The organism is Deinococcus misasensis DSM 22328 (assembly GCF_000745915.1).
Lineage (GTDB): Bacteria > Deinococcota > Deinococci > Deinococcales > Deinococcaceae > Deinococcus_C > Deinococcus_C misasensis.
Map to the genome: position 1 here is coordinate 95,304 of NZ_JQKG01000002.1, position 16,434 is coordinate 111,737.

At 55.2% G+C, this 16,434-nt stretch carries 11 protein-coding genes and 1 tRNA gene; 7 read left to right on the forward strand and 5 right to left on the reverse strand.

Annotated features, from left to right (window positions below; genetic code table 11):
- Positions 1-62: 62 nt before the first annotated feature.
- Positions 63-135: transfer RNA gene (locus Q371_RS02225), tRNA-Met, on the reverse strand.
- Positions 136-221: 86 nt separating this feature from the next.
- On the opposite strand from Q371_RS02225, the gene Q371_RS02230 reads away from it, so the two are divergent.
- From Q371_RS02230 to Q371_RS25095, 3 genes are all read left to right on the forward strand, one after another.
- Positions 222-1,244 carry a hypothetical protein gene (locus Q371_RS02230; RefSeq protein ID WP_157442466.1) on the forward strand — a complete coding sequence of 341 codons (1,023 nt, stop codon included), beginning with the start codon at positions 222-224 and terminating at the stop codon, positions 1,242-1,244.
- Positions 1,245-1,778: 534 nt separating this feature from the next.
- Positions 1,779-4,487, forward strand: coding sequence for a glycoside hydrolase family 48 protein (locus tag Q371_RS02235; protein WP_084571174.1), 2,709 nt, complete (start codon positions 1,779-1,781; stop codon positions 4,485-4,487).
- An 88-nt stretch (positions 4,488-4,575) separates the two neighbouring features.
- Positions 4,576-6,648, forward strand: a complete 2,073-nt coding sequence (locus Q371_RS25095; protein ID WP_051963088.1) for a cellulase family glycosylhydrolase — start codon at positions 4,576-4,578, stop codon at positions 6,646-6,648.
- A gap of 114 nt (positions 6,649-6,762) precedes the next feature.
- Here the strand turns inward: Q371_RS25095 and Q371_RS25100 are convergent, their stop codons facing one another.
- Positions 6,763-8,421: a GGDEF domain-containing protein gene (locus Q371_RS25100; RefSeq protein ID WP_051963089.1), complete on the reverse strand. Its 1,659-nt coding sequence runs from the start codon at positions 8,419-8,421 to the stop codon at positions 6,763-6,765.
- A gap of 67 nt (positions 8,422-8,488) precedes the next feature.
- Positions 8,489-11,032 carry a bifunctional diguanylate cyclase/phosphodiesterase gene (locus Q371_RS25105; protein ID WP_169743773.1) on the reverse strand — a complete coding sequence of 848 codons (2,544 nt, stop codon included), beginning with the start codon at positions 11,030-11,032 and terminating at the stop codon, positions 8,489-8,491.
- 268 nt (positions 11,033-11,300) lie between these two features.
- On the opposite strand from Q371_RS25105, the gene Q371_RS02255 reads away from it, so the two are divergent.
- Positions 11,301-11,744: a DUF1775 domain-containing protein gene (locus Q371_RS02255; protein ID WP_034335510.1), complete on the forward strand. Its 444-nt coding sequence runs from the start codon at positions 11,301-11,303 to the stop codon at positions 11,742-11,744.
- A 287-nt stretch (positions 11,745-12,031) separates the two neighbouring features.
- Here Q371_RS02255 and Q371_RS02260 read toward each other — a convergent pair whose 3' ends face one another.
- Positions 12,032-13,228: an MFS transporter gene (locus Q371_RS02260; protein ID WP_051963091.1), complete on the reverse strand. Its 1,197-nt coding sequence runs from the start codon at positions 13,226-13,228 to the stop codon at positions 12,032-12,034.
- A 34-nt stretch (positions 13,229-13,262) separates the two neighbouring features.
- Between Q371_RS02260 and Q371_RS02265 the strand changes: the two genes are divergently transcribed.
- Together Q371_RS02265 and Q371_RS02270 are read left to right on the forward strand one after the other, a co-directional pair.
- Positions 13,263-13,871: an ArsR/SmtB family transcription factor gene (locus Q371_RS02265; protein WP_169743774.1), complete on the forward strand. Its 609-nt coding sequence runs from the start codon at positions 13,263-13,265 to the stop codon at positions 13,869-13,871.
- A gap of 165 nt (positions 13,872-14,036) precedes the next feature.
- Positions 14,037-15,323, forward strand: a complete 1,287-nt coding sequence (locus Q371_RS02270; RefSeq protein WP_034335514.1) for a hypothetical protein — start codon at positions 14,037-14,039, stop codon at positions 15,321-15,323.
- 64 nt (positions 15,324-15,387) lie between these two features.
- On the opposite strand, the gene Q371_RS02275 is transcribed toward Q371_RS02270, so the two are convergent.
- Positions 15,388-15,648 (reverse strand): cold-shock protein, encoded by a 261-nt coding sequence (locus tag Q371_RS02275; RefSeq protein ID WP_034335902.1) that lies wholly within the window; start codon positions 15,646-15,648, stop codon positions 15,388-15,390.
- Between the two features lie 321 nt (positions 15,649-15,969).
- On the opposite strand from Q371_RS02275, the gene Q371_RS02280 reads away from it, so the two are divergent.
- A complete protein-coding gene (locus Q371_RS02280; protein WP_034335515.1) occupies positions 15,970-16,434 on the forward strand; it encodes a hypothetical protein in 465 nt (154 codons plus the stop codon).

Consider the following 16,434-nt stretch of genomic DNA (forward strand, 5'->3'; position numbering starts at 1 on the left):
CAAGTGGGATTCGAACCCACACGGTGTTGCAACAACACATGCTTCCATTGCATCGTTGCCCACAGAACCAGCAGGGGTTGAACCTGCATCTCAGGAATGATGAATTCCGTGTCTTTCCAATTCGACCATGGTTCCGGCTTCCAAAATAGCACAAACACCCAAGGGGTCCCTCTGCCAAATGGTCAAGGAAAAGCACCGTCCAAATCCTTAAAATGAAAGCCATGCATTGGGGAACCCTCTTGACAAGGTGGCTGAAACGGGCTTTTGAAAAAAAGCAGGCTTGGTCTGTGCAGCCTTCTGCCAAACAGGAATTTCCTGATTTTTACACCTGGGACCCCAGCAAACCCTCTGCGTACAAAAAAGTGAGACCCTCCCTGTCTGATCCCATGCCTGTCCGTTCAGATGCATGGGCATGGACATGGGAAGAACGCCTTGATGGAGAATGGCAGGTCCGTGAATGGATCCAGAGCCATTGGCTGCCCACCAACCGCCATTGGAAACAGCTGGTTCGCTTCCTCCACACCATTGATGATCCCAAACTGGCCGTTCAGGTGCTGCACTGGTTTCGCAAGTGGTCCATCCAGCATCCACCAGAGCGTTTTCAGAACGTCCTGTCCAAAATGCTAAAATTGCGCAAGTGGTGGGACGCTTTGCCTTCCAGCCCTTGGCATGAGGTTGCCCGAGTCCTGACCCTGAGTGTGCAAGAGAAACCTGCTCTGGAATTGCAGCCACTTTTGATTCCTTTGCTGAAATCCAGATCACCCGTGGTCCGTGAACGTGCAGCCAGAACCTTGCGCAAATTGGGCTGGCGACCAGAGAACCGCAAGGAAACTGCCGTTTACGTGGTGGCGGTTCGCCGCTTGAAAGCGGTTGCCCACCTTTCAAACAAAATCCCTGCGGTGTGGCGTCAGGTCATACCAGCAGAGCGTTTTTGTGCTTTCAAGGATGGAAATCTGGTCTTTTTACCAGAGCACATCCCTTTGCCTGATGTGGATTTTGCCCTTGATGCATTCCCTTTGGTGCCTTTTCGTTCAGGGACTCTGGAACTGCTGCTGGAGATCTGTGCTTGCTGCCCCACCCAGCGCGAGAAAGCCCTGAAAGTGCTTGAACAGGTGCCTCAGGACCCTGAGCTGTGGTTGCAGAAAGGGGTGCAAGAGCGTTTGCAGGTTTTGTTGACCACATGGCACCTCGGGTTGGCAGATGACATCCAGAAGAGGGTGCAGACAGACTTTTTGCCTGTCTGATGACAGACATTTCATGGGCTTTCATGGCTGTGAATGCGCTGTCAGAAACAACAAAATGGGAGAATCCCGATGAAAACGAAGCCAAACCCATTTTCTGTTTGAAAGATTGAAGGGTCGAGACTGTCGCCATTCAAGAAGCTGGGTCTTCAGAAAAAACTGGGGACATTGGAATTTCATCAGAGAACTGCAGCAAAACACTTCTCCAGTGCACTTCAAACGGGTTCAGGTTGTCAGAGCCTCTGGTCTCTTGAACCTCCTCCTTGCATCAAAAAACCCCTGTTTCGATCTGAATTGAAAGCGTTTGCCCATCACTTCTAGACGAAAATCAATTGTGCAGCACAATCTTTTCAAAACAGGTTACATATTTGTTTCAGTTTATTTTAGTTCTTTCTTTTAACCTCTGGAAGAAGTCCAAACCCTTCAGGGATGCACTGGTGTAGCAGTGGCATTCCGACCAGAGCGCAGGTCCAGCCCATGCCCAACGGCGAAAGCTGCCTGTGGTGGGGTTGTGGTCTGAAGTCTCAGGAGGAACGAATGAAGATCTCAGGAAGTCGCACCGCCCTCATTTCCTTGCTGCTCGTCACTGGAGCCGTTTCATGCGGCACCCAAACGCCCACCCCCCAGAGCAACACCACAAAGGCCACCAAACAAGCCTTTTCCGCCAGCGGTTACTCCATTGATGGAGGCACCTCCAACGCATGGCAAGGCGGATACTCGGGTTACCTCCGCGTCTCCAATGTTGCTGCAAGCACCCCCATCACTTCCTTTGAATTCACTTTCAAATTCAATGGCACCACCACCATGGCTGGAAGCGCATGGAACGGCACCGTCACCGGACCCGACGCCAGCGGAATCTACACTGCCAAAAGCCCCGACTGGCTCCAGTACAGCCCCATTTCGGTGGGAGGCAAGTGGGACCTCGGCTTCAACGGCAATGGAACCTTCTCTGGCATCACCGTGCTGGCTGCCAAAATCAACGGTCAGCCCCTGAGCAGTGACACCATCAAGCCCACCGCTTCCCTGAGCGCCAACAAAACCAGCGTGACCACTGCACCCAACAGTGTGCTGTTGACCGCAACCGCTGCCGACAATGTGGGTGTGGCAAAAGTCGAATTCTACGATGGATCCACCAAAGTGGGCGAAGATGCCACTGCCCCTTACAATTACACTTTCGATGTGCAGGACAGTGGGCAGAACGGCACCCATGCTTTTATGGCTCGGGCTGTGGACCTTGCAGGGAACACGGGCGACTCTGCCAAGGTAAACGTGGTGGTGAACGTGCCCATCACCCCCGGAAGTGGCACTCCCCTGCCTGCCGCAGACAGCGAATACACCAAGCGCTTTCTGGAGATGTACAACAAGATCAAAAACCCCGCCAACGGCTACTTCAGCCCCGAGGGTGTCCCTTACCACAGCGTGGAAACCCTGATTGTGGAGGCCCCGGACCACGGCCACGAAACCACCTCAGAGGCTTACTCTTACTGGCTCTGGCTGGAAGCCATGTACGGCGCAACCACCGGAAACTGGACCCCTTACCAGAACGCGTGGGCCAACATGGAGAAGTACATCATCCCCACCGACACCCTGCAACCCATCAGCAGTTACGATCCCAGCAAGCCTGCCACCTACGCTGCCGAGTGGGACTTCCCCGACCAGTACCCGAGCGAACTGAAATTCAACAGCGTGTCCGTGGGTCAGGATCCTCTGGCCAACGAATTGAAATCCACTTATGGCAAAAACCAGATTTACGGAATGCACTGGCTCTTGGATGTGGACAACTGGTACGGTTACGGCCAGTGTGGCGATGGGGTCACCAAACCCGCTTACATCAACACCTTCCAGCGTGGACCTCAGGAATCCGTTTGGGAGACCGTTCCCCACCCGAGCTGTGACGTGATGAAGTTTGGGGGCAAAAACGGCTTTTTGGACCTCTTCACCAAGGATGCCAGCTATTCCAAGCAGTGGCGTTACACCAATGCACCAGACGCAGATGCCCGCGCCGTGCAGGCCGCTTACTGGGCCCACCAGTTCGCCAAAGCCCGCAACCAGAGCAGTGCGGTGTCCACCCAGGTGAGCAAAGCCGCCATGATGGGCGATTACCTGCGCTACGCCATGTACGACAAGTACTTCAAGACCATCGGCTGCAAATCGGAAACCTGTGCAGCAGCGACAGGCAAAGACAGCGCTTTCTACCTGCTGAGCTGGTACTACGCATGGGGAGGTGCCATGGACGGAAGCTGGTCGTGGCGCATCGGGTCCAGCCATGCCCACTCGGGTTACCAGAACCCCATGGCCGCTTACGTGCTGTCGAGCGTGAATGAATTCAAACCCAAGTCTCCCACCGCCGTTGCAGATTGGAAGACCTCTGAGAAGCGTCAACTGGAATTCTACCGCTGGCTGCAATCCAGCGAAGGGGCCATTGCTGGGGGTGCCACCAACAGCTGGAAAGGCCGTTACGCTGTGCCGGATGCCGGACTGCCCACCTTCTACGGCCTGACCTACGACTGGCAACCCGTGTACCACGATCCACCCTCCAACCAGTGGTTCGGCTTCCAGGCGTGGACCATGGAACGCGTGGCCGAGCACTACTACCTGACCAACGATGCGAACGCCAAAGCCTTGATGGACAAGTGGGTCAAGTGGGCGCTGGGCAAAACCAGCCTGACCGCCGATGGTTCTTACCAGATCCCCAGCACCCTGCAATGGACCGGGCAGCCTGACACCTGGAACCCCAGCAATCCCGGCTCCAACACCAACTTGCATGTCACGGTGCTGGATTACACCAACGATGTGGGTGTGGCCGCCGCTTACGCCAAGACCCTCACCTACTACGCTGCAGCCACCCTCAAGCACACCGGAACCGCAGATGCAGCCTCCAAGAACATGGCCAAAGCCCTGCTGGACCGCATGTACAGCAAGTACAGCGACACCAAAGGCATGTCGGTGCCCGAGGTGCGCAGTGATTACGCCCGCTTCGATGACAAGTACAACCCCAACTCTCCCAACCGCGACGGCATTTACGTGCCTGCAGGATGGACCGGCAAGATGGCCAATGGTGATGTGATCGATGCAAACTCCACCTTCATCTCCATCCGCAGCAAGTACAAGCAAGACCCCGATTGGGCCAAAGTGGAAAGCCACCTGAACGGCGGTCCTGCCCCCACCTTCAACTACCACCGCTTCTGGGCACAGGCCGACATTGCCCTTGCCCTTGCCGAGTACGCCCGCTTCTTCAAGAACTGATTGCTTTTCCTGCCTCCAGAGTGCCTGTCGCTCTGGAGGTTTTCAGGTCATTTCGAAACGATTCAATCACGACATCAAGGAGAAACCCATGCATCTTCCCAAATCCCTTTCCAAACCCCTTGTACTCATTTCTCTGGGCCTGCTCACTGGATTGACCGGATGCCAGTCAGGACACACCCTGACTTCCGAAAGCCTGCAAGTTGTGCAGAAAAACGCCCTTGCCTACAGTGCCACAGTTGCTGTCACGAACCAGTGGCAAGGAGGGCATCAGGGCAGCATCAAAGTGGTGAACACCTCTGGAGAACCCATCACCAGCTTTGCTGTGTTGCTGAAATTCAACACCGAGCCTCAGTTGGGCAGTGCATGGAACGGCACCCTGCAAAAAACCGCCAGTGGGTACCTCGCCCAGAGCCCGGACTGGCTGAAGTACAGCCCTGTGAAAGCTGGAGGCAGCTTCGAAGTGGGCTTTACCGCTGTGGGGGCCTTCAGTGGGGCACAGGTGATCGGCCTGACCATCAATGGTAAACCCGTCACGGACACCGCAGACACCACCCCTCCCAGTGTGCCCTCTGGTCTGACCGCCAGTGGCATTTCCAGCAACAGCGTCACACTTTCATGGACCAAAAGCACCGACAATGTGGGGGTGACTGGATATCAAGTGTTCAACGGAAACACCCTGATGGCCACAGTGGCGACCACCTCGGCCCTGATCTCTGGACTTGCCGCAAACACCTCTTATGCCTTCACGGTCAAGGCGCAGGACGCTGCAGGAAACACCTCTCTGGCCAGCAACATTCTGACTGTGAAAACCTCTGGCACCGTGCCACCCCCCAGCAACATCTTTGACCTGAACAAGAAGCTGTCCAAGACCATCAACTTCGGGAACATTCTGGAAGCCCCCAAAGAAGGGGATTGGGGTCTGGTCCTTGAAGAGCGCTTCTTTGACAAAGCAAAAGAGGCCGGATTCACTGCGATCCGTTTGCCTGTGCGCTTTTCTACGCATGCCCAGAGCACTGCCCCTTACACCATCGACCCTGCATTTTTTGCCAGAGTGGATTACGCCATCTCAGAGGCCAAAAAGCGTGGGCTGGCGATCATCATTGACATGCACCACTACGAAGAACTGTTCAGCGATCCGGCCAACCATCTGGAACGGTTCACAGCCATGTGGGACCAGATTGCCACCCGTTACAAAAACGAACCTGAATCCGTGTTCTTCGAGCTGATGAACGAGCCCAACACCAAACTGGAACCCCTCTGGAATGATTACTTGCAAGCGGCCCTGACGGTGGTGCGCAAAACCAACCCCACCCGAGCTGTGATCGTGGGACCCAATGGCTGGAACAATGCCGAGCGTTTTCCAGAGCTGAAACTGCCTGCCAGCGACCAGAACCTGATCGTGACGTTCCACAATTACGTTCCTTTCAACTTCACCCATCAGGGGGCAACGTGGATCAGTCCAGTTCCGCCAACAGGTGTGGTGTGGCCTGCACCCGGCAAGACGCTGGCACCCACATGGCAAAACTGGTCTTGGGACACCACCGTTGGCTCTACGGCCACAGGACTGAGCGTCCAGTACCAGAAAGCCAACGCCGGTTTCTACATGCACAGCGACACAGGCATTCCCACCAGCGGTTATGACACCCTCAAATTTGTGACCGACAAGAGCGTAACCCTTGGGGTGCTTTGCATTGAGGACCATCAAGCGACCCCTCAACCTGCACCCATTTCTGTGACCACCCGAGCAGGTGAACCCACGCTGGTCCCCCTGTCCAGTTGCGGTAAACCCGTTACAGTTCGGGACATCCGATTGCAGAATTTCACTACTGGAGCCCTGAATTTGCAGGTTGAAGGCATGGAGTTGACCGGACCCTCTGGCAGCAAATCGTTGCTGGGGACCGCAGAAGACGAGGTGCGATTCTACATGCAACTCGGGGCCAATTACGGCAAAGCCAACAACCGCCCGGTGTTCATGGGCGAGTTCGGTGCCTTCAACATGGCCGACATGGCCTCCAGAGAACGCTGGACCCGCTTTGTCCGCACCGAAGCAGAAAAAATGAACATGGGCTGGGGCTACTGGGAACTGGCCTCGGGCTTCGGGGTGCTGGATCCGGTCAGTGGTCAGTGGAACACGGGCCTCCTGAACGCCCTTTTTCGCTGAATCAGGCAAACGCATCAATGGCTGGAAAGAAGCTCTGGGTGTGCCAGAGCTTCTTTTGTGTGCTGTTGACTGACCGCTTTCTCAAGATCAATGCCAGAAGGTCAACCCTTGCACTTACCCTTCAGGCATGACCCGATTGCGTCCGGCATGTTTGGCCTGATAAAGCTGTTGATCGGCCTGATGGAGCATGTCTGTGAGGCTGCAATCCCCTTGACCCACCGCAAACCCGAGGCTGACCGTCACTGTACGGTCTTTGAGCAATGGGCGCCAGTCGTGCTGCGCAATGGCCCTGCGAAAACGCTCACACACCTGATGGCCCCTCTGGTGGTCCAGATGGGGCAGCAACAACACGAATTCTTCCCCACCCCAGCGGGCCACCACATCGTGGTTGCGGGAATGTTTTTTCAAAAGGTTCGCCACGGTTTTCAGCACTTCATCGCCCACCGCATGGGTGAAGGTGTCATTGACCATTTTGAAGTGGTCGATGTCCAGCACCACCAGAGCCACCCCTTTGCCTGCTTCCAGCACATCGGTGCGGATCCTGTCACACTGGGCTTCAAAACCCCGGCGGTTCAAGAGCCCTGTGAGCGTGTCCTGCTGGGCCTCCTGCGCCAGCGTGTGGGTTTGCTGGTGAAGCAAAGCGTTCTGTTCCTGCAGTTCCTGAGAGGTTTGCTGCAGATCGTGCAACTGCTGGTGGATTTCCTTGACCTGCAACTGGATGCTGAGCATCTGGGATTTTTCTCTGGCCTTCTGGCGCTCCTGTGCCTCGAATGCCTGATGGTATTGCTTGAGTGCCCGATACGCCAGAGGGTAATTTTGCTGCGCCTCGTACAGGTCGGCTTCCTGTTTGAGGGTCAGCATCACCCCGTAACGTGCGTTGGCCTGTTCAAAAACCCCTCTGGCAAGGTGCAGGTGGGTCAAGGCTTCGCTCCAGCGTTGCTGGTGCATGCGGACCACCGACAGGTCCAAGTGGGCATCTCCAATCAAGGTGTCAGAAGGATGGTCTTGCAACAAAAACAGCATCCTCTGGACATGGGACTCTGCTGCCTCAAAACGAAGGTGGGCCAGTTCCAGTTTGACTTGCAAATACAGCTCAAAATGCAGCAACCTTGCAGAGGAACGCTCCTTCAAAAGCTGCTGGTAAGCCACCAGAGACCTCTGGGCAGCCTCCAGATGCTCAATGTTGTGGGTCTGGGTGTACAGGTCCAGGTGGGCTTCCAGCACATTGGCATGCAGAAAGGCCAGTTCAAGTTCCAGATGGTTTTTGAGGGCGTGGGCCTCCACCTGCTCTCCGTATTCCACAGTTTGCTCGGGGACATTGCTGTGACGGTACAACCAGCACATGCCCACCTGAATGCGCAGGTGGTGTTTTGAAAGCCCCTGTTCTGCTGTGTGCTGCAAACCCTGTTCAAACCACTGCAAGGCTTCATGAAAATGACCCATCCCGGTGCACACCGTCCCGAGCCAGCGGTACACTTCTGCCTGCACCAGAGCAGCATCGCTTTCCCGGGCATACTGGAGGGCTTCCATCAAATGCTGGTAGGCTTCCAGATGGAAACATTTGTAGGCTGCCAGCATGCCTTTCAGGCGCAGGAAATCCGCGTGCAAAGCCACTTCGCCCAGTTGAAAGCTGAGGTCAAGGCCCACATCAAGCCACGTCCCTGCTTCTGGAAGGTCACGTTCAACCATGCCCGGCAAATGCGTTTCGAGCAGGGCAAGTTGTTCCAGAACGGGCAGGTGGGAGAAAACATCCACATCGGGCAGGTCGACCATTGGGTACCTCTGCCCTGAGGATACCCTGCCCTTTCGCACGCGACCCTTACAAACCTTTGCAACCCGATCAAAAAGGATTCAGCAAAGCCCGGGCCTGTTGTGATGCCACTGGAGGGGAGAACAAATACCCTTGCAGGTAATCGCATCCAGCTTCGATCAGCCATGCTTGCTGTTCGGGGGTCTCCACGCCCTCTGCCACCACTTCCAGCCCGAGGTTGTGGGCAAGGTGAATGATGGTTTTCACCACTTCCCTCTGGTGGGGGTCGTGCATCAGGTCGCGCACAAAGGAACGGTCGATTTTCAGGGCAGACGCAGCAAATTGCGGAAGGTAACTCAGGGAAGAGTATCCAGTTCCGAAGTCGTCAATGTGGAATTTCACCCCGAGGTCCTTCAGTTTCCCAAGGTGTCGGTTGACCTCAGGGGAGCGTTCCAGCAGCAACCTTTCGGTGAGTTCCAGATGCAACTGAACCGCTGGGTGGAGGCTCTGGTTCAGGGTGCGTTCCAGCACCTCGGAGAAATCTGGGCGGGAAAACTGGGCACTGCTGACATTGACGCTCAGGTGCAGTTGGGCCATTTGAGGGTGCAGGTGTGCCCACTGGCTGATTTGCTCACAGGCCTTTTGCAGGATCTGGCGGTCCAGTTCGGTGATCAGTCCGGCATGTTCGGCCACTGGGATGAACTCTGTGGGCGGAATGAACCCATGCTCGGGGTGGTTCCAGCGGGCAAGGGCTTCAAACCCCGAGATCTGCCCGGTCCTGCTGTGCACGATGGGTTGAAAATGCGGGTGGATGCATCCTTTTTGCAGGGCAAGGCGCAATTCCTGTTCCAGCCAGCTTCGGCGCAGCACTTTCTCACGCATGCCCGATTCAAACAGCCTGAGCTGTCCGATGCCCGCTTCTTTGGCATGCGACATGGCGGTGTCTGCATCGCGCAGGATTTCCTCTGGATGGGTGTAAATGGCGTTTCCCATCACCAGTCCGATGCTGGAGGTGGCATGCAGGTACAGGCCGTTCAGGTCGTACGGTTCATGCAGCAGGTGCTGGATGCTCAGGGCAAGTTGCAGGGCCTGCTGCTGGTCCTGCAAATCTTCCAGCAGGATGGCGAACTCATCGCCGCCAAAACGGGCCACCGTGTCATAAGGCCGCACCGCTGTGGAGAGCCTCGCTGCAAACACTTTCAGGAAGTGGTCTCCCACCGAATGCCCGTATGCATCGTTGATGCGTTTGAACTGGTCGCAATCCACGCACAACACCGCATGGGTCTGGTCCACATCACGGGTCATGCGACGCATCGCCTGCTCCAGACGTTCTTCCAGCAAATGGCGGTTGGCAAGGCTGGTCAGGCTGTCGTGGATGGCCTGCCGTTGCAGGGCTTCGCTGAGCACCTCCACTTCACGGGTCCGCACCTGCACGGCGTCCTGCAAACTCTGGTTGTGCAGCCTGAGTTGCATTTCCAGATGCTTGAGGTCGGTGATGTCACGGGTGACCCCCACCACCCCTTTGACTTCACCGTTTTGCAAATACGGGTATTTGGTGGTTTGCACAGTGCGCTGCAGGTCACCATACACCAGAGGATACTCATAGGTGATGGGCACACAGGTTTCCAGAACGGTCTGGTCCACCTTCTGGACCCGCAACGCCTCCTCCTCTGGCAGCAGGGCATGGTCGGTGCGGCAGAGGATCTGCTCTGGGGAACGTTCCATCATTTCGCAGGCTGCCCGATTGACCAGCAGGTAGTGCCCGGCGAGGTCCTTGATGAAAATCGCATCCTGACTGTGCTCGATCACCGCCCGCAAACGGGATTCACTGTCTTGAAGTTTGCTGGCTGCCTGATGCTGTTCGGTGATGTCCTGAGTGACCCCGAGAAGCTGCACGGGGGTCCCTTCTGCGTTTTTTTGCACCCTCAGGCGACTGATGAACCAGCGGCCTTGCTGGTCCGGCCAGTTCAGGCGGAAAGGCACATCGCTGTCCTGACCCTGCAAAGCTTTCTGCCACGCCAGCACCAGACCGGGCAGGTCTTCGGGATGCACATGGCTCTGGAATTCTTGCAAAGATTGGGGATAAGTCCGTCTGGCTGAAGAAGAACCGTCTTGGACCTGCAATTGGCCGGTGGCCATGTCAACCGTCCAGACCACCGTTTTGGTGCCTTGCAGGATTTGCTGCAACTGGTCTTGCTGGTGCTGCACCTGCTGTTCCAGAAGGCCCAGCTTCAGACTTGCATGGTGGCACAAGAACACATCCTGCACGCTGTCTCTGAAATCTTGCAGCAAAGCAATATCTGGGGTTTCGCATTCAAGCATCAGGTGACACTGGATCTCTATGGACGGGCAATGCAAAACATGGTGCCAGAGGTTGGTCTGGTTTTCTCTGGGGAAACAGGCCCAACCGGAAAAGCTTCCAGATGCTCTGGACGGTTGACCGAGCATGGGATGGGCAGGATTTTGTGCAGATCCTTCCAGCGTGGATTCGATCATCACGCAGATGGGTTGCTTCAGGGCATGGGATGACAGACGAACCAGACGTTCCAGAGCAGACCGCATGGAAGGGTCCAGTGCTCCAGTCGCATCGAAGACACCCGCAGAAAAAAGGAAAAGGTCAGGGGAAGTGTCCAAAAGAGGCTCCAATCCAGCAAACATGCGACATTGCCTGACTTCAGCTTACCTGATCGGGATGTCACAGATCTGATTTTTGATCAGCAAACTTCACATTGCTTCAGAAGGTTTTGGTGCTTCCCAGCGGGTTTGTTTTGCAGCACGTCACATTCGAATGTTCAAAAACAATTGCAAAGGGTGCAGGCCTGAAAACACCTCAGAAAAAATCTGAGGACAAAACCCCGAAGCCCAAACGGGTAATCTGTCCCGGTACTCAGAAAGGACTTTCATGTTCAAAAAAATCTTCACTGTGGCTGCCTTGATGCTCAGTTCTGTGGTTTTTGCCCATGCCACCGTCAAAACCGAAATGGGCCTCTCCGAAAGCCTCGCAGGCAAAAGCGAAACCTACCGCCTGCAGGTCCCTGTCGAAAAAGACATGGCCACCACCGAGATCCGCATGGTGGTCCCCGAGGGGGTCAAAGTCAGCCGTTTCATGCCGGTGCCCGGTTGGACCCGCACCGTGGAAAAAGATGCCAATGACCGCATCCTGTCGGTGACCTGGAAAGGGCAACTGGAGCCCGGTGAATTCATCCGTTTCCTGTTTCAGGCCACCAACCCGGCCAGCACCGGAACCCTGAGCTGGAAAGTGTACCAGAAGTACAGCGACGGCACAGTGGTCGGCTGGGACGACACCTCCGAAGGCACCCCCTCCAGCAAAGTCACCCTGAAATAAATCCCTGCCCCCATCCTTTGCTTGCACCTCTCTCCTGAAAATCCTCCACCTCTGCATCAGGTGGGGGATGCGTTTTATAAAGCATTTGACAAAGGAACAAGAGTCCATCTCTCTGGTGGAGGTTTTTTGAATGGGAGGATTCATCTAGATCCTCCCATTTCACTCTTAAACGCAGTAGCATGCACTTTCACAAATGAGGTTGAGTCAACTTAAAATGACCGAAGGTGGCTGGAACACGTTTTTTCCGTGAACTGCCAACTGTAAACTGTGAACCTGAAACAGCAACCTCAGCGGAGCATCCTGTGCTGCACAACCAACAAGAGGGCCATTCCAAACGCACAACCCACCGCCAGAGTCTGCACAGGCACATGGTCAATGATGCTGCTGATCAGCAACAGCATCATGGGCATGCTGAGGGCATTGAGGGCGGCATACAGGCTGAACACCCTGCCCCGAAATTCTTCCGGGATGACTTCCACTTCCAGCACGGTGGCTGCGGTGCTTGCCAGAGCAACCCCCAGACCCATCCAGACCGCTGCGAAGTACACCACCCAGAGCACCCCGGAGAACCACAGCAAGCCGAAACCACAGGAAAGCAGCACCAGACCGACCTGCATCAACACCTGTGGACGCTGTTTCAAGATGCCTGCGGCCACCAGAGCACTGCCCAGCAGCATGGACCCCATCAATACACCAAAGAAAATGCCGTATCCTCTGGCCCCGAGGCCCGCCTCCAGCATGATTTTGGGCACCATCAATTCCAGAGGGGCAAACACCCCTCCAGCCACGAACACCAGCACCATCAAGAACCGCAGGGTGGGGGTTCTGGACACCAGTTGCAAGGCTTCACGGATGTCTTGCAGAATGTGGCCCTGTGTGGCCTTGGGCACCCTTGCAGGCATGCGGACCCACAGCAACAGCAACCCCATCAAGAGCAGGGCGATGCTGTTCCAGAGAATCGCCACCCCGGAGCCGAACAGCCCAACCAGAAAGCCACCTCCCACCAGCCCGATCAGGGCCATCCCCTGACTGGCCATGCCCATGAAGCCTGTTGCACGGGTGATTTCTGAAGCCGGAACCAGCGTGGGGAAGACGCTCTGGGAGGCCGGGGTGTAAAACATGTCCACCAGACCGTTCACCAGAGAAATCGCGTACACCGTGTACAGGGAAAACTGGTCTGTGAACGCCATGTATGCGACGTATGCCATCAGGAGGGCACGCAGCACATTGCCCAGCACCAGAGGAGGTTTGAGCGGCAGGCGGTCAATCCATGCGCCCATCAGGGGAGCAAAAACACTCGGGATCAGGCTCAGGGCAAGGGTGATGCCCATGCTGCTGACCTGCCCGGTTTTTTCCAGCACCAGAAACGAAAAAGCCACACCGGCCACCGCAGTGGCCAGTTCAGATTGCATGCTGCCAAGCCAGAACAGCAGAAAATCACGGTTCCAGAGTTGTCGGCGTTCCAGAGAAACTTGCACATTCACCTCTGGATTCAGGGTGCATGTTAAGCTACTTGCAATGAAAGCTCCAGATTCTATTAGCGTCCAGATCGAGACCGAAGCGCAAGCCCATGTGCTGATGGATCCCCTGAACCAGAAAATGCTGGACGTTTTGCTCTCTGGACCTTGCAGTGCACAAACCCTGGTGGAGCAAACCCGCCTGCCCATGCACCGGGTGCATTACCGCCTGAAGGTTCTGGTCCGACACGGCTTTGTGTGCATTGATGACCTTCAGAAACGGGCAGGCAGGCCCATCAAGATTTACAGGGTCACTGCACAAAGCTGGAGCATCCCCTTTCACCTGACCCGCAGCACCGATCTGGCAGACTTTCTGGAAACCTCCTCCGAGCAGTGGATGAAGCACGTCTTCAAGCCGATGGGTGACCAGACCGGAAACGTGCAAAAAGTGGTGTTCGCACGGCATGGACCCGGCCCCGCCTATCTGGACCCGATCATGACCCCAGAGGGGCAGCAGGTCATGGATCAGGTGATGGTTTACATGAAAGATTTTCGTCTGGACCCGGCCCGTTTGCCAGAGTTGAAAGCAGCTCTGGATCAGGTGTTCTCTGAATTTCATACAGAGGAGGGCAAGGCGTACAGCACCGCAGTGATGCCTCTGTATTTCTAGAGCATTTGACAGAAGAATAAAAGGTGGTCGATCTGGAAAGGGTTTCTTGAAACACACGGATTCAAATGAATCCTGTGTTTCACTGATAAACGCTGTAGGCCATTTCACAGAAGCAACTTCAGTGGCTTTGGTGCACACTCAGGGCATGAATGCCAGAGGCAGCTATTGAACCCCATTTCTTTTGAACTGGCCCTGAAAAGAGGACTGGGTCGGGCATTGCAAGAATTGAAAATGCAGCCCCATCCCGAGCACCGCAAAGTTGTGCTCCAGCACCTTGTGCATTGTTGCAGGCATGATCCCCAAATTGAAGGCATCGGAAGTGTTTACCTGCTGGAAGCCGCAGGTCTGGCAGGTCTTACCCCTGAGTTGCCCTCTGTGCTCATCCAGCATTTGGAAAAATGCATTGAAGAGGAAACCACTGGAACATGGGATGCGGGTCAGGTGGTACAATTGCTGGGCCTCCTTGCTCCTGAGCATCCTGAAATCACAACACAACTGTTGGACTGGTACTCGCGGTCGGTCCAGGAAAGTTTGGAATTGCAGCCATGGCTGGAAGATGAGATCTTGCAGGTGTGTCGATTGAACGGACTTCGTTTCATGTTGCAATGCAACGGGAAAATGCTGGATGAACATCCAGAACAGCCTTTTCCTTTTTCTTTGCTCGACACAGCAAAACACGTTCTGGCAATGGATCCCAGAGACAGCATGCAACACTGGGCCACCACTGACCCTGACATTCGACGCTTGATTCAGGCATGGCCCGAAAAGCAGAAGGGGCCTCCTCGCAAAAAGCCCGATTTCACCTATGGTGCCATAAGAGCCATCATTGACAGCCGTCCAGAACACTGCATGGGATTGCCTTTTCGGGGACGTCAGGTTTCTGAAGATGTCCTGCTGCAATTGGCCAACGACCTGGAACAAACCACCGATCCAGAGTTGCTCGCCCCCTTGTTGTGTGTTTTCCAATCCAGACCATTCCCCAAAGGCCCTGAACCCCTGATTGAACTGGCACAACACACCGATGAAAAAATAGCTGTTCGTGCCCTGTCCTGCCTGGAGCATTTCGCACATCCAGAGGTTCGCAGACTGGCTCTGGAGTTTCTGACACACGGCCAGCATGTGGTTCAGGCTCTGTCCCTGTTCAAATTCAACTTTCAAACTGGCGATGAGCAGGTGCTTCAACATGCCCTTGACGCCACCATCGTTACAGGTGATCCCGACGACCTGTGGAATGTCATTCATGACCTGACCGACATCACCCAAAAGCACCCTACAACAGAGATGCTGGAAATGCTGACTCTGGCTTTTCCCCATCAACCCTGTTCCCATTGCAGACTAACCCTGCTGAAAGTCCTGCACCAACACGATGTTTTGCCCTCTGCTTTGCTGGCAGAAGCTGCACAGGACCTTTATGAGGAAACGCGTGAGTGGGCCTCACAACAAACACCCTGAACAAAAAGCAACCCACAAAAAAAGCAGCCCGCCAGAGCGGACTGCTTTTCAGTCAAGTGGAGCCTTACCAGCGGGATTGACGCTGGGGACGGCTGTCGTATGAGCCTTCGGGTGCTGCTTTGGTGACCACAATGTTTTTGGCCTGGGGACCTTTGCCGCGTTGGCCTTCTTCAACTTCGAATTCGACTTCATCGCCTTCGTTCAGTTTTTTGAAGCCGTTGCTTTTAATCGCACTGTAATGGGCAAACACGTCGGGGTGACCTTCGTGAGAAATAAATCCGAATCCTTTTTCTGCGTTGAACCACTTTACTTTGCCTGAAGCCATGTTCTTTTCCTTCCCTCCAAAAACAAAAAACGCGCACTGCAAAACCATGTGCGCCATTTCATCACTTGCGTCCTTGGAAGGCCCTAAGTATCCCACATCCAGAGATCTGAAACGTGATCTGCATTACTTTATGCTTGTAAATTTGCCCTTCCAGAGCGAAAAATCACATGTGGCAAGTCTCACAGACCTGTGAAGCCAGAGTCTGGGTGTGCCCCTCATGAGAGCGTGCTACGCTGGAAGAGAGCACCTCTGACCCTCCGTGACTGCATTCCGCAGCACCTGTGTGCAGGTCCATGCAACACCCTTTGAGCAGGAGGTTTCATGACATTGATGGTTCCGTGGAGCACCACCCCCGAACACCGCAACACCATTCTTCAACTTTTTGAAAGAAGCCAGAGCATTTCCGGGCAAGACGTGCGGGACGCTCTGGAGTGCAGTTCTGCTGCGGCCCATCTGGTGCTGGAAGACCTGATGGGTGTGGGCTTGATTCAGGCCCAACCGGCAGCCAGAGGCATCACCCGTTATTTGAGACGGCATTTTGAGCACCCATCCGAACTGGTCCATGCAGAGTGGTTCCATCCGGTGTTGCAGTTGTTCCAGCATGGCAAGCAGGAAACGGTGTTCAGCACCGCCCAGCAGTTGGTCCTGCCCCTCCCAGAGGTCCGAGCCACCCTTGAGGAGATGCGCAAACAGGGTTTGCTGTTCGGGCATTTCATTGGCAGCATGTGCGTGTATTCTTCCAGACGCAGTCAAGTCACTTTTCAATCTGACGTTGCTCAGGGCTGA

Bases quoted from the DNA above. Each gene is read 5' to 3' on its own strand.
- Q371_RS02230 (WP_157442466.1), top strand. From the start codon at position 222: ATGCATTGGGGAACCCTCTTGACAAGGTGGCTGAAACGGGCTTTTGAA.
- Q371_RS02235 (WP_084571174.1), top strand. From the start codon at position 1,779: ATGAAGATCTCAGGAAGTCGCACCGCCCTCATTTCCTTGCTGCTCGTC.
- Q371_RS25095 (WP_051963088.1), top strand. From the start codon at position 4,576: ATGCATCTTCCCAAATCCCTTTCCAAACCCCTTGTACTCATTTCTCTG.
- Q371_RS25100 (WP_051963089.1), bottom strand. From the start codon at position 8,421: ATGGTCGACCTGCCCGATGTGGATGTTTTCTCCCACCTGCCCGTTCTG.
- Q371_RS02255 (WP_034335510.1), top strand. From the start codon at position 11,301: ATGTTCAAAAAAATCTTCACTGTGGCTGCCTTGATGCTCAGTTCTGTG.
- Q371_RS02265 (WP_169743774.1), top strand. From the start codon at position 13,263: ATGAAAGCTCCAGATTCTATTAGCGTCCAGATCGAGACCGAAGCGCAA.
- Q371_RS02275 (WP_034335902.1), bottom strand. From the start codon at position 15,648: ATGGCTTCAGGCAAAGTAAAGTGGTTCAACGCAGAAAAAGGATTCGGA.
- Q371_RS02280 (WP_034335515.1), top strand. From the start codon at position 15,970: ATGACATTGATGGTTCCGTGGAGCACCACCCCCGAACACCGCAACACC.